The sequence below is a fragment of the Nitrospirota bacterium genome, assembly GCA_016214855.1.
In the GTDB taxonomy this organism is placed as follows: domain Bacteria; phylum Nitrospirota; class Thermodesulfovibrionia; order Thermodesulfovibrionales; family UBA6898; genus UBA6898.
The window spans coordinates 86,477-100,462 of the sequence record JACRMT010000004.1; the positions used below are offsets into that span (position 1 = coordinate 86,477).

A 13,986-nucleotide genomic window follows, 5' to 3' on the forward strand; every position below is an offset into this window, starting at 1 on the left:
GGAGGCTTACGATGGGCAGGTACGAGGAGCTATTCAGAAAGAGCATTGAGGACCCCGAGGGTTTCTGGGGTGAGGCAGCAGAGGGGATCTCATGGTATAAAAAATGGGATAAGGTGCTGGACGATTCGAACAAGCCGTTCTATCGCTGGTTTACCGGTGGGCAGATGAACACCTGCTACAACGCTGTTGATCGTCATGTTGAAGGCGGCCGCGCAGACCAGACGGCGATCATCTATGACAGTCCGGTAACTGGTGCAATACAGAAGTTCACGTATCGGGAACTTCTTGATCAGGTTTCACGGTTTGCCGGTGCTCTAAAAACTATGGGAGTCACCAAGGGCGATACGGTCATTATCTATATGCCGATGATCCCGCAGGCAGCCATCGCAATGCTTGCCTGTGCGCGTCTGGGGGCTATTCATTCGGTGGTATTTGGAGGTTTTGCTCCTCACGAGCTTGCGATACGCATTGATGACGCAAAGCCCCGGGTCATCATCTCCGCATCCTGCGGCATAGAGGTAAAGAAGATCATCGAGTATAAATCGATGCTGAATAAGGCCATTGAACTGGCTGAATATAAGCCGGAAAAATGCGTGATCTTCCAACGTCCCCAGGTTACTGCCGAGCTTATCCCGGGGCGTGATTTTGACTGGGACGAGATAGCGGCAAAGGCAGAACCGGCGGACTGCGTGCCGGTCATGGCGACTGACCCGCTCTATATCCTCTATACCTCGGGAACCACCGGCAAGCCAAAAGGCATTGTGCGCGACAACGGCGGCCATGCCGTTGCTCTGCGGTGGAGCATGGAAAATATCTATGATACAAAACCGGGTGAGGTTTACTGGGCAGCCTCTGATGTGGGCTGGGTAGTCGGCCACTCTTATATCGTGTATGCCCCGCTCCTGGCTGGATGTACCACAATACTTTATGAGGGAAAGCCGGTCGGTACCCCTGATCCGGGAGCATTCTGGCGCGTCATCTCGGAACACGGGGTGAAGACCCTTTTCACTGCGCCGACTGCATTCCGGGCGATAAAGAGGGACGATCCCCAGGGTGAATATCTGAAAAAATATGATCTGTCTAATTTTAAATATCTTTTCCTTGCCGGTGAGCGGCTCGATCCTGATACGTATCACTGGGCACACAACCTTCTTCACCGGCCAGTGGTTGACCACTGGTGGCAGACAGAGACTGGGTGGCCGATCACCGCTAACTGTATGGGTATAGAACAATTTCCTCTTAAGCCCGGTTCGTCGACCAAGCCTGTTCCGGGATTCGATGTCCAGATACTCGACCCCAGCGGCAAGGTTCTCGGCCCGACCGAGGAGGGTCTTGTCGTCGTCAAACTGCCCCTGCCTCCGGGCACGCTGCCTACACTTTGGCAGGCTGATGAGAGATTCCTACAGTCATATACCAAGGTATATCCCGGTTACTATTTCACGAGTGACGGCGGGTTCAGGGATGAGGACGGGTATGTCTTTATCATGGGCCGCGTTGATGATGTGATCAATGTAGCAGGCCATCGTCTTTCGACCGGTGAGATGGAAGAGATCATTTCCCAGCACCCGGATGTTGCAGAATGCGCAGTCTTTGGTGTTCATGATTCGCTGAAGGGGCAGGTCCCGTTCGGCCTTGTGGTCCTGAAATCCGGTGTCAAGACAGATGACAGCGTTATGAAAAAAGGACTCGTAGGCATGATACGCGAAAAGATTGGCCCCATTGCCTGCTTTAACGAAGCTGCAGTGGTCGGAAGGCTGCCGAAGACCCGGTCGGGAAAAATTTTAAGAGGCACGATGAGAAAAATAGCAGATGGTGAGCCGTATTCAATGCCATCGACCATCGAGGACCCTGCAGTTCTTGGTGAAATAGAGGAAACGCTCAGAAAAGCGGGGTATGCAAACAAGAAATAAGATGGTTGTAAGTATGAAGACATTTGCTTATTAAATCCCTCCTATCCTCTCCCCATCCGGGGACAAGCCTTTGCCAAAGGGAGGTATCATACCCCTCTTTGGCAAAGAGGGGTGAGGGGAGATTTTTGAAGTGTCGGTTTACCTATGAACTTAGTAGCAAGAGGGATAAAAACAACCTTAATGTTATCTATCTTTTGTGAAAAAGAACAATGCGGTTGGTATTGGTGCCGTCGGTATTATTGCTGACACCCCAGATATTTGAGGTCTTGGTAAATTCCTGCATATTGATAACGATCCCTTCGCAGGAGAAGCCTGCATCGATGCCGAGGGGCACCACATATTCATCGAGTCTGATGGTGCCCTTTCTTACCTCACCCACTTCAAAGGCTACCCATCCGTCCTGCCTGGTGATGCGATACAGTTCATGAAAGACCCTGCCCATGATTATTGACCACTCTGTTATTGATTTCGGCGTGGAGATCCCGTCTGCGATCCTTTCAGCATCCATGCCATTAAACCAGCACCTGAGCCAGTTGTCCTTTGAATAGGTGACGATGTCCAGAAAGGGCGGCGACGTCACGGTCAACTGAACGGTTTTTGATCCTATCTCAGGTGTTGCGGCGGCATCTTTCGTCAAAAATAACGCAGTGTTCCCTGCCTTGTTCAGGGAGTTCTTCTGTTCTTCCGTTACATTTTTGAGCAGGGTTCTCGTTTTTTTCAGGATTATCGCTTTTACATCTCTGTATTCCGGCGTCTGTTGTCGTTGTTTATTGATCCTGACCTGTTCATGCCGTGTGATTGCCTGATTGGGCGGAAACGTGTACACAGAGAAAAAGCCTGAGGAGTGGCCGGTCAAGCGGTTCGTGGCAACCATGCGGATCCATCTGTCTGTCATGTCTTCAGATCCGTCTTCTTTTCTTTTGAGCAGATACTGCTTGAGAGACAGGATCTCTGTCAGCGTATCAGGATGATAGAACATCGATAGATTTAGGTCAGACTTGATCCGCTTCCTGAATTTGATCTGATTCAGGCGTTCCGCGATATCCTCAATACGGGGAACAAAGAAACGTGGCATTGCCAGTATCTGATTAAGCGGATTTATATCATTCGAGATGATTCTGCGCGAAAGAATTCCTGCCTCGATGACGGTCGTGCCTCTCCCGCTGAAAGGATCGTAAACAAAATCGTTCTTGTTCGTCAGAAGGTCGATGAAAAAGGCAGGCAACTGCGGCTTGAAGCATGCCCTGTACGATATCTCGTGAATTGAAGATGCCTGCCGCTGTTTTGCAGTCCAGAATTCGTTGATATACTGCGGTATCTGATGCCCATGAAGACAAACTGTCCGTATATGCGGTCTCGCTGAATTCTGTTGGAGTGGAGCAGAACCTGACCTATTGGTGAACTGACTCAAAAATGCTGAAACAGTCTTTGTATTGGCTTTTGTGCTGCTCATGCGGTCAGTCCTATCATAAAGAGATAACTGGCGGAGAGGGGGGGATTCGAACCCCCGATGGAGTTGCCCCCATAACGATTTTCGAGACCGCCGCCTTCAACCGCTCAGCCACCTCTCCGAAGGGACTATTTTACCGTAAACGTATTTGCAATTGAAACCGGGCAGAGAAATAAGCTGCGGTCCGCAATCTTTTCCGGCCTTAACGTCTTAATACTGTAATGCGAAAGGCAGAAACTCCGTATTGTCCTGTCAGTGGAAAGCCTGTTCTTTTACCTGGATCACGGTCAAGGGCATTGAGCTTACAAGCTCCCTGTCGAGATAGTGTTCTATCCAGTAGGTGCCTGGCGCTGAAAATTCAATATTCAGATGCAGGGAGATATCGCGGTGTTTGTGATGGGCATCGCTCATCGTAATGCGGGAGACGGTTTCCCTGAGCGTGGTCTTCCTGTCAGGGGACAGGAGTCTTGTCATTACTTCGAATTCCCCTCTGCCGTCAGTCCATTCTGACATCAGGGCAAGTCTGGGGTGCAGGACCGGAAAACTGATTGCATAGATGTTTTCAAAAAGTCCCATCAGGCTGATCTTGCCCCCCTGTTCCTGCCTGACATCGTCGCAGACGATTGTGTAGCTGAGCGATGGTTTCATGCTATCTGTCATTAGTGACCCCTTTGCGATAGAGATAATGCTGATTTCATATTCTACCGTGAGCCTGAAAGAAACAACAAGAAGCTGCGCACGGCATGGCCCATGAACTGATGAGTCAGGATGGCGGCGCTGAACATGCAGGAGGATTTCTGGTATTACGTTCCGGACAAACGGTAAAATATGATTATGATCATCGATGCAAGAGCAAAAGACTTGGCTGACGCCCTGAAGCAGCTGAAAGAGCTTTTTTCTTCTCATGATAATGAGACAGACCCTCTTGAGATTCTGGTCCGTGACAAGAAGGATGCCGGCGAGATAAGGGCCTTTGCTTCCATGACCGGCTTCAAGACAGCACTCTATCATGAGGACGGCTATTACAGGATTACTGTTATCGGCGCGTCATGCGGGTGCCACGGGTAGATCAATGAGCGCTCCGCTGCAGAAGAATGAGTGTGTTGTGGTCCTGGGCGCAGGCCTTACGGGTCTGTCGGCCGGCTCTGTTCTTGCCCGTGCCGGGTACGGCGTTAAGGTGGTCGAGGCCGATGCTGCTGTAGGCGGCCTTTCAAGGACCATACAGCACAACGGGTACAGGTTTGACCTTGGGGGGCACCGGTTCTTTACGACCGATGAAGGGTTGAATCGTTTTGTCCGTGACCTTATGCAGGACGAACTGATCACGGTCTCGCGTTCGAGCAAGATCTTCATGCGGGACAAGTTTCTTGACTATCCCCTCAGACCCGCAAACGCTTTTTTCGGTCTCGGCATATTGACCAGTCTCAGGATCCTCGCTGATTTCGGTCTTGAAAAATGCAGGGGACTGATCAGTCAGAATAAATGCGTTTCCCTTGAGGATTGGGTGATAAGAAACTTCGGCCGCACCATGTTCGATATTTATTTTAAGGTGTACAGCGAAAAGGTCTGGGGTATCGATTGCAGCAGGATCAGCGCTGAATGGGTTGACCGCCGGATAAACGGTCTTTCTCTTGCGAAGGCCCTGAAAAATGCCTTCTTCAGGGTCAGCGGAAAGAAGATCCCGACCCTTGTTGATGAGTTCTTCTATCCGAAGCTCGGTATCGGCAGGATATCTGAAAGACTTAAAGATGAGATCGAAGTCGTCAATAGCGTTCTTCTTGATACCAGGGTCGAGGCTATCCACCACGACCAAAACGAGATCAGCGGCATTGTTGTGAGGCATCAGGAGCATACTGATGTCATAACCGGCAGGCAGTTCATATCGAGTCTGCCCCTGACACAGGTCATCAATATGCTCTGCCCCGCGCCGCCGCAGCATATCCTTGACGCCGCAGCCAGGCTCAGGTTTCGGGATCTTGTTGTTGTTGCGCTTATGGTGGACAAGAAACGGGTTACGGATCAGACGTGGATCTATATACCGGAAGAGAAGATCCCCTTTGGCAGAATTCACGAGCCGACGAACTGGTCTGATATGATGGCGCCTGAGGGAAAGACCCTGCTGGTGATCGAATATTTCAGTTTTAAAGGCGACAGGATATGGAGTGATACGGATGAGCACCTTGTGGAGGTGACGCTCGATCATCTTGAAACGCTCGGTTTCCTGAAAAGCAGTGATGTCTGTGACAGCGTGGTCGTTCGCGTTCCAAAGGCATATCCGCTTTTTGAAGTGGGGTACCGAGAGCTCTGCGAAGAGCTGTATGCATATCTCGGACAGTTCAAAAATCTTCATATTGCAGGGAGGTCAGGCATGTTCCGCTATTACAACATGGACCATGCCATTGAGTCAGGTATCAGAGCTGCAGAGACGCTTATCAACAGGGGAATGGCTTCAGGAGTGGCCGCAGAAGATGATGTTCTGTTGGCGGGCTGCGAAGGATGAGATGCGCTCTGGTCATCCCGTCCTGGATTCCGGAAGAGATCTTTTCCTCAAAGACTGCGGCATCCCAGATCAACTACTGGCAGCCTCTCGGAACTCTTTATGTTGCCGCTGTGCTGAGAGAAGCAGGCCATGAGGTTATCTTTGTTAACGGTGCATTTACGAAGCATGAGCAGCTTCTGGCCGAGATCAGCTCTTTCAATCCCGCATTTGTAGGCATCTATTCCACTACCTTTGGCTGGAATAAGGCAAAGAGGACAGCGGAAGATATACGGCGAATTCTGGAACTTTCAAATAGACAAGTAAACTCAAATGGCAAGAATAATCCCCCCTCGCCCCCCTTTAGTAAAGGGGGGAAGGGGGGATTTGGTGATGTCTTTATCTGCGCCGGCGGGCCTTACCCGATAGCACTGCAGGAGAAGTGCCTTGACGATGCGGGCGATCTCTTTGACGCTATCGTTACTGGCGAGGGAGAGCTGACCTGTCTTGAGATAATGCAGCGGCTTGAATCTGGCATGGGACTTCAAGGTGTTGCCGGCGTCGTATATCGTGAAAAAGGAGTGATCGTTAAGAATCCTCCCCGGCCGCTTATGGAGGATCTTGATGGGCTGCCGTTCCCGGCGCGTGATCTCCTCGGTGATTCAATGCTCTACATCCCTCCGCCGGCCACGTATAAGAGAAAGCCGGTAGCAGTGCTTATGACCTCGCGCGGCTGCAACCGGAAATGCATCTACTGCTTTCAGATAGACCGCCATCGGGAGCACGGCATCCGCTTTCGCAGTGTTGACAATGTGCTGAAAGAGATCGAGCATTGCCTTGCCATGGGATATAGAGAGATCAAGTTTATTGATGACACGCTTGCTGCTGACTATGACAGGGCCATGCAGATCGCGCGTGAGATAAAAAGACGAGGGCTTGATTTTACCTGGTTCGCCTCTGCCTGCGTGAACCAGGTGGATAAGCCGCTGCTTCAGGCATTCAGGGATGCAGGCTGCTGGGCCATTCTTTTTGGCGCAGAGAGCGGGGTCCAGAAGAACCTGAATACCATCAGGAAGGGCACGACCCTTGATCAGATACGCAAGGCAGTGAAGGCGGCACAGGAAGTTGGCATCAGGGTGAGCACGCCTTTCATGTTCGGCATTCCGGGAGAAACCTTTGAAGAGGGTCTTCAGACCATTGAATTTGCTCTTGATCTGAATCCTGACATTGCAAACTTTCATGCTATAACACCTTTTCCCGGCACAGAGCTCTATGACAATCTCGAACAATACGGTGCTATGTCAGACGAACTTTCCGACTTTACCTATCAGGGGGCTGCATTCATCCCTTTCACCATGTCCCGGGAAGAGATCCTGAAGCTCCGCCAGCTTGCATTCAAGCGATTTTATTCCCGCCCCTCATTTCTATTTAAGAGACTGCTTGAATTGAGAAATCCTCATGAGCTCATGATCGCTCTCAAGAGCCTCAGAAGCCTCTTCCACCTCTGGACAAAGGACGATCTCTTCAGCCGTAAGAAGCAGGGTTCTGCAGGGCAGGCTGCTCAGGAGTGAAGCAGACAGACAGCAGAGAACCTCTCGTGCTCCTTGCCATTGCAGTTGGCGGGCTTTTCATCACCGGCCTGAATCCTGCGGACAGAATGACATGGGTTCTCGAAGTTGCCCCTGTCCTGATCGGTATCCCGCTCGCGGTCAGGACATTCGGGCAGTTTCCGCTGACGCCGCTGCTCTACCGGCTCATTTTTCTCCATAGTCTGGTCCTTATGCTCGGCGGCCATTATACCTATGCAAACGTTCCTCTGGGGTTCTGGATGCAGGATCTCTTTCATTTCAGCAGGAATCACTACGACAGAATAGGACACTTTATGCAGGGCTTTGTGCCGGCGATCCTGGCCCGTGAGGTCCTGATCAGAAGATCGCCGCTCAGGCCGGGGAAGTGGCTCTTTTTTCTTGTTGTATGCATCTGTCTTTCTTTCAGCGCTCTTTATGAGCTGATCGAATGGTGGTCGGCCTTGATACTGGGGCAGGGGGCTGACGCCTTTCTCGGCACGCAGGGAGATGCCTGGGACACGCAGTGGGATATGTTTCTTGCATTGATAGGGGCCATAACTGCACAAGTAGTCCTCAGCAGGCTCCACGACAGGGAGCTTGGCAGATCTATACAGGCATAACGCATTGATCAGAACTGCGATGTAAGAGAACTGCAATAACTCATACAGGACTAATGCTCACAAATGCAGAACATAATTATTGACACGACTTGTCATCTAAATTAAGATGAGGCAATCAGATCTCATATGGGCGGAATTGGAGGGGAAAATGCGAATCTGGAAACCTATTAAGCTGCTGTCGATTATAGCGCTATTCATTTCTTTATTTCTTTTCACCGGCTGCGGCGGAGGATCCGATACACCTGAACAATCGCCGGTTTCTGAACAGCCTCCTATTTCTGAGCAACCTCCAGTTTCCCGTACTGATGCACTCGATACCTGGCACTGGAGAAACCCTTTGCCTCAAGGTAATCCGCTCTCGGGATTGGCCTATGGCAACGGCATATTCGTCGCCGTTGGTGGTAGTGGGACGATTGTGACATCTGCTGACGGGAAAACCTGGAGTTCAAGGACTTCAGGAACTACTGATTATCTCAGAGGAGTGACCTATGGCAATGGCATATTCGTAGCCGTTGGCGCTAATGGGACGATCCTGACATCAGCTGACGGAATAACCTGGAATTCAGGAACTTCAGGCACTGATAATTGGCTCTATGGAGTGACCTATGGCAATGGCATATTCGTAGCCGTTGGTGATTATGGGTGGATCCTGACATCAGCTGACGGGAAAACCTGGAGTTCAAGGACTTCAGGAACTACTGATTATCTCAGAGGAGTGACCTATGGCAATGGCATATTCGTAGCCGTTGGTTCTAATGGGACGATCCTGACATCTGTTGATGGTATAGTCTGGACTTCAAAGCCTTCTGTAACTGCCGCCACTACTATCTCTGTCCCTGACGCGCTCTATGGAGTGACCTATGGCAATGGCATATTTGTAGCCGTTGGTGTTACTGATATGGTTGGCAGGATTCTGACATCTGCTGACGGTATAACCTGGACTTTAAGGACTTCAGGCACTTCTACGTATCTCTATGGAGTGACCTATGGCAATGGCATATTCGTGGCCGTTGGTTCTAATGGGACGATTCTGACATCTGCTGACGGTATCGCCGGCGCTGATAATTATCTCCATGGAGTGATCTATGGCAATGGCATATTCGTAGCCGTTGGTGATTATGGGTGGATCCTGACATCTGCTGATGGAATAACCTGGGCTTTAGGAACTTCAGTCACTACTAACACTCTCCTTGACGTGACCTATGGCAATGGCATATTCGTGGCCGTTGGTTCTAATGGGACGATTCTGACATCTGCTGACGGTATCGCCTGGACTTTAAGGACTTCAGGCACTTCTACGCAGCTCTATGGAGTGACCTATGGCAACGGCATATTCGTAGCCGTTGGTAGATCTTTTGATGGACTAAACTCGACATTCGTATCCGAAATCCTGACATCTGCTGACGGTATAACCTGGACTTTAAGGACTTCAGGCACTTCTACGTATCTCTATGGAGTGACCTATGGCAATGGCATATTCGTGGCCGTTGGTTCTAATGGGACGATTCTGACATCTGCTGACGGTATCGCCCAGGGATAAATGCTGATCCCCTTGGAGTGACCTATGGCAATGGTATATTCGTAGCCGTTGGTGAGTTTGGGACGATCCTGACATCTGCTGACGGTATAGCCTGGACTTTAAGGACTTCAGGTAATTATAATTATCTCTATGGAGTGACCTATTGCAATGGTATATTCGTAGCCGTTGGCGGTGGGACGATCCTGACATCTGCTGACGGTATAACCTGGACTTCAAGAACTTCAGGAACTATTTATTCTCTCTCCGGCGTGACCTATGGCAACGGTACATTCGTAGCCGTTGGTAGTTACGGGGCGATCCTCCAGTCGGATCCAGTTTATTAATTCCCACATTCAGAGGCGCTGTATAAGGAGAGGGATATTGTACCTGAAACTGTCTGTCAAATTTCAGCCTCTCTTATTACAAACAACGGCTCCTGTATCTTCTCTCCGTGACAGATGGGGCATCTGCCCGGTTTCTTGAGCCGCTCCCGTTTGATAAAAACAAAGCCGCACTTGCTGCATTCAGCCGGTATGACTGTAAGGTGATGGCCGGTTTTATGTGTTGAACGCCCGATATGTTCAAGGTGTTCGTACACGTCCTTCTCTGAGATATGAACCTCTGCCGATATCTCCTTTGCCGAGAGTGTGCGCTCCAGCAGCAGAGACAAAATATCCTTTCTGATCGTCTCGTGCCGTTCAGCAGGGACAAAGGGTTCCTTAGGTTTCTGCTTTTTTACCACGTATTTCTATGTATTCTCGTCTCATTGTACCGGTCGGGCCGGGCTGGTTTCTGTTCTGCAGGATGACCGAAGGGTATCAAGGCAAAGGGTATTACGTGCTCAGGGACAGCAAAAAGTTTGCGGACCCCTATGACACGCTCACTTCGCGGGTAAATACCGAGCCATACGCCTCCGAGTCCAAGCGCATGGACTGACAGAAGAAGGTTCTCCGTAGCGGCAGCGCAGTCCTGCACCCAGTACCCTACATGCTTTTCAAGGGAAGGATCTCCGCATACCAGGATCGCAGTTTGGGCCTCTCTGCACATGAGTGCGTGGGGATGAAGATCAGGCACGCGGTCAAGCAGTTTCCTGTCATCAATAACCACAAAATGCCAGGGCTGTTGGTTGCCTGCAGAAGGTGCGCTCATGGCAGCCTCAAGAATCTCCTGAATGGTCTGTTCAGAGACCTGATCTGTTGTATATTTACGTATGCTTCTGCGTGAAAATAAGGCCTGCATAGCGTCCATCATAAGCCTCCTGATGCGTGAAAATCTCCCCTCGCCCCTCTTTGTCAGAAAGGGGATATTCCTCCCTTTGGCAAAGGGAGGTTAGGAGGGATTTCACAAAATATAGTCTCCTTCAGTATAGCAAAGGATTACCCTCTTTATCTTATTATGAAACCTATAAACGCCTGGCCGATCTTCGGAACTTATCGGAGGAAGCGCGTAAAGTAGCAGGCTCTGCGGCGCCGCTTGGCTCCTGGATAGCTGTTACAGGGACCTTTGATCCTGCGGTCATTCCTCTTGCCGCTGCAGTGATATTCTGGCTTGCGGGGTTTGATGTACTCTATGCGCTTCAGGACATTGAATTTGACAGACATGCCATGGGCATTGACCACAATATTTATAAACGCTGGAGTTAGGCGGCTTATAATACTAAGCGTATTGGTTATATATCATTCGCAACAAATCTCCCCACACCCCTCTTTGGCAAAGAGGGGCATGATACCTCCCTTTGGCAAAGGGAGGATAGGGGGGATTTTATAATTGAATACCTCGTCCTTCTTAAGTGCTTTTCTTACGGCATATTATTGTCTTTATGATTTATCTCATAGTCTTTTTTCTCCGGTCTGGTAAAATAGAAACATGTTCAAGGAAGGATGCCCAGGAAGCGCAGAGATACGGAGCCCCTCTCCTGAAGAGATCATCTGTTTCTGGTGTGATGCCAGGAATGAGATCTGGAGCGACGAGTCCGAGATGCACTGCAAGAATTGCGGCAAGCAGATAGCCCGCGATATGAAGCCCTCCTGCATTGCCTGGTGTCCGGCGGCAAAGGAATGCGTTGGGGCGGAGAAATACGAGAGGCTGATGAAGGCAATGATCAAGTAATAACTGCGTACGCTGTATGGATAAAAAACGAAAGCCCCTTCAGGTAATGAAGGGGCTTTCGTTTTCGTTTATAGAGACGAACGTTAGGCTGCTGTCACATTGACTGCTTTGGGGCCCTTCGGACCGTCAGCCACCTCAAAATTTACTTCCTGTCCCTCTGCAAGGGTTTTAAAGCCGTTGGACTGGATCTCCGAAAAATGCACAAAAACATCCACGCCATTCTCGCCTGTGATGAACCCGAAACCCTTGGACTCGTTGAACCACTTAACTTTTCCTTTCTGCATGCTGCTCTTTCCTCCTGAAATAATTTTTGGGCCCCGAAAAAAAATCCGAAACCTGTTATAAAGTATTGCACAGAAAAATTAGAGAAATCAAGCGCAATTTACCCTAATAGTGATCTGCTCCGTCAACCATGAGACGGGAGATATTCTTTGCGAAAAGAGCAGGGTCCTTTGGTTTCTGCCCGGAAAGCAGAAGTGCCTGGTCAAGGAGAAGCGCAGTATACTGTGCAAGGACCGGTGCGCTGCTGTCCTTTTCGAATATGCGGTTCATGGCGGCAAAGATCGGATGAGCGGGATTGATCTCGAGAACCTGCTTGTGTTCAGGAACCTCCTGCCCCATGGCCTTCAGCATTTTTTCCATGCGCGGATCAAGGTCGCCTTCGTCACCGACGAGACAGCAGGGAGAGTCCTTGAGGCGGCCGGAGAGGCGCACATCTTTCACGTCATCCTTTATTTGTGACTTGATATAATCCATGAGCTTGCCCAACTGTTTCTTTTCCTCTTCATGGTCGGCTGTCCTGTCAAGGCTTATGTCGCCCTTAAGTACGGATTTGAACTTCTTGCCCTTGTATTCGAAGCCGCTGAAGATGAAGTCATCGATGTCATCTGCCATGAAGAGCACCTCATAACCCTTTTCCGCAAAGACCTCGAGGTACGGAGATGCCTTCATCTCCTGCAGGGAAGGGCTGGTTATGAAGTAGATCTCGTTCTGTCCGTCCTGCATGCCGGATACATAGTCATCAAGCGTCCTGAGCTTGTCTCCTTCGGCCTTCGTAGAACTGAACAGGAGAAGGTCGGCGATAGTCTCTTTCCTTGCAAAATCGAGGTGCAGGCCTTCCTTGAGGATCCTGCCGAACTCGCGGTAGAACTGAAGGAAGGTGTCATAGTGTTCCTGCTTCATTTCAGCAAGGGTATCCAATACTTTTTTCGTGATATTGTTCTTTATTACCGTGATCTGCCGGTTGTTCTGGAGTATCTCGCGCGACACGTTAAGCGGCAGGTCTGAGGAATCAACTACGCCTTTTACGAACCTGAGATAGGCCGGAATAAGCTCCTCGCAATGGTCCATGATCTGCACCTTCCTGACATAAAGGGCAGGGCCCATCTTAAACTCCTTGTAAAAGATGTCGAGCGGGGCATGGGACGGCAGATAGAGAAGGCAGGTGAACTCTGACGTGCCTTCGGCCTTGTAGTGGATGACCTTGAGAGGATCGGAGAAGTCGTGGGACAGGTGTTTGTAGAATTCACTGTGTTCGCTGTCAGTGATCTCTGCTTTATCCCTGAGCCAGATGGCCTTCCCGGTATTGATCTGCTCATCTTTCTTTATTTTAACCTTTAAGGTCTTGTCGAGCGCTGACTCTTCTTCCCGTTCGATCTCAAGCATGATCGGGTATTCGATGTAATCAGAGTACTTCCGCACAACATCCCTGATCTGCCATTCGTCCAGATATGCTCTTTCCTCCTGTTTGATATGCAGGATGACATCTGTGCCCGGTGTCTCTTTTGTATAATCCTCGATGGTGAACGTGCCGTCAGCTGTTGATTCCCACCTGATCCCGGTCTTGTCCTTTGATCCTGCCCTGCGTGAAAGCAGCGTGACCCGGTCGCTTATCATGTACGAGGAGTAGAAGCCGACGCCGAACTGTCCGATAAGGTCAGGACTGTCCTTTACCGCCTTTTCTTTCAGTGTCGTAAGGAATTCCCTGGTACCTGAGTGGGCTATGGTCCCCAGTGCCCTGATCGCCTCGTCTCTGGTCATTCCTATGCCGTTGTCGCTGATCGTTAATGTTGCGGCATCCTTGTCAGCAGATATCCTGATCTTCCACTCGCCTTTCTGTTCGAGGATATCAGGATCGGTAAGGGACTCGTATCGCGCCTTGTCAATGGCATCTGAAGCATTTGAGAGGAGTTCCCTGATGCTTATTTCCTTATGGGAGTACAACGAGTGGATCATAAGATCGAGGAGCTGGTTGACCTCGGTCTTGAATTCGAATTTTTCGGCTGTCATCTTTTCTAACCTCTTTCTGTGATATTTATTAGCACTCGCCGGTGA

General features: G+C 50.1%; 13 protein-coding genes, 1 tRNA gene and 1 pseudogene. 8 read left to right on the forward strand and 7 right to left on the reverse strand.

Annotation, left to right across the window (positions count from 1 at the left end; all coding sequences use genetic code 11):
- Positions 1-11 precede the first annotated feature (11 nt).
- The gene (locus HZB62_02395) at positions 12-1,910 is read left to right on the forward strand and encodes a propionyl-CoA synthetase (GenBank protein ID MBI5074011.1); all 1,899 of its coding nucleotides are present in this window, start codon (positions 12-14) and stop codon (positions 1,908-1,910) included.
- Between the two features lie 187 nt (positions 1,911-2,097).
- Here the strand turns inward: HZB62_02395 and HZB62_02400 are convergent, their stop codons facing one another.
- The 3 genes from HZB62_02400 to HZB62_02410 all read right to left on the reverse strand — a co-directional run bounded on the left by HZB62_02400 (position 2,098) and on the right by HZB62_02410 (position 4,020).
- Positions 2,098-3,363, reverse strand: a complete 1,266-nt coding sequence (locus tag HZB62_02400) for a site-specific DNA-methyltransferase (protein MBI5074012.1) — start codon at positions 3,361-3,363, stop codon at positions 2,098-2,100.
- Positions 3,364-3,391: 28 nt separating this feature from the next.
- Positions 3,392-3,481: transfer RNA gene (locus HZB62_02405), tRNA-Ser, on the reverse strand.
- Positions 3,482-3,612: 131 nt separating this feature from the next.
- Positions 3,613-4,020 carry a hypothetical protein gene (locus HZB62_02410; GenBank protein MBI5074013.1) on the reverse strand — a complete coding sequence of 136 codons (408 nt, stop codon included), beginning with the start codon at positions 4,018-4,020 and terminating at the stop codon, positions 3,613-3,615.
- 168 nt (positions 4,021-4,188) lie between these two features.
- Here HZB62_02410 and HZB62_02415 point away from each other — a divergent pair, with 168 nt between their 5' ends.
- The 5 genes and pseudogenes from HZB62_02415 (at position 4,189) to HZB62_02435 (ending at position 9,887) form a co-directional block, all read left to right on the forward strand.
- Positions 4,189-4,428, forward strand: coding sequence for a hypothetical protein (locus tag HZB62_02415; GenBank protein ID MBI5074014.1), 240 nt, complete (start codon positions 4,189-4,191; stop codon positions 4,426-4,428).
- Positions 4,429-4,432: 4 nt separating this feature from the next.
- Positions 4,433-5,860, forward strand: coding sequence for an FAD-dependent oxidoreductase (locus tag HZB62_02420; GenBank protein MBI5074015.1), 1,428 nt, complete (start codon positions 4,433-4,435; stop codon positions 5,858-5,860).
- Positions 5,857-7,407, forward strand: coding sequence for a radical SAM protein (locus HZB62_02425; GenBank protein ID MBI5074016.1), 1,551 nt, complete (start codon positions 5,857-5,859; stop codon positions 7,405-7,407). The genes HZB62_02420 and HZB62_02425 overlap by 4 nt, the downstream gene beginning before the upstream one ends.
- Positions 7,408-7,493: 86 nt before the next feature.
- Entirely contained in the window at positions 7,494-8,024 is a 531-nt protein-coding gene (locus HZB62_02430; GenBank protein ID MBI5074017.1) for a DUF2238 domain-containing protein, read from the forward strand.
- Between the two features lie 1,195 nt (positions 8,025-9,219).
- Positions 9,220-9,887 (forward strand): annotated as a pseudogene (locus tag HZB62_02435) (hypothetical protein).
- A gap of 56 nt (positions 9,888-9,943) precedes the next feature.
- Here the strand turns inward: HZB62_02435 and HZB62_02440 are convergent.
- A complete protein-coding gene (locus tag HZB62_02440; protein ID MBI5074018.1) occupies positions 9,944-10,285 on the reverse strand; it encodes an ArsR family transcriptional regulator in 342 nt (113 codons plus the stop codon).
- Positions 10,279-10,791 carry a nitroreductase family protein gene (locus tag HZB62_02445; protein MBI5074019.1) on the reverse strand — a complete coding sequence of 171 codons (513 nt, stop codon included), beginning with the start codon at positions 10,789-10,791 and terminating at the stop codon, positions 10,279-10,281. The genes HZB62_02440 and HZB62_02445 overlap by 7 nt, the downstream gene beginning before the upstream one ends.
- A gap of 17 nt (positions 10,792-10,808) precedes the next feature.
- On the opposite strand from HZB62_02445, the gene HZB62_02450 reads away from it, so the two are divergent.
- A complete protein-coding gene (locus HZB62_02450) occupies positions 10,809-11,186 on the forward strand; it encodes a UbiA family prenyltransferase (GenBank protein MBI5074020.1) in 378 nt (125 codons plus the stop codon).
- Between the two features lie 223 nt (positions 11,187-11,409).
- On the forward strand, positions 11,410-11,652 hold the full coding sequence (locus tag HZB62_02455) for a phosphohydrolase (GenBank protein MBI5074021.1): 243 nt from the start codon (positions 11,410-11,412) through the stop codon (positions 11,650-11,652).
- A gap of 83 nt (positions 11,653-11,735) precedes the next feature.
- Here HZB62_02455 and HZB62_02460 read toward each other — a convergent pair whose 3' ends face one another.
- Entirely contained in the window at positions 11,736-11,936 is a 201-nt protein-coding gene (locus tag HZB62_02460) for a cold-shock protein (protein MBI5074022.1), read from the reverse strand.
- 103 nt (positions 11,937-12,039) lie between these two features.
- Entirely contained in the window at positions 12,040-13,941 is a 1,902-nt protein-coding gene (htpG, locus tag HZB62_02465) for a molecular chaperone HtpG (GenBank protein MBI5074023.1), read from the reverse strand.
- Positions 13,942-13,986: the final 45 nt, after the last annotated feature.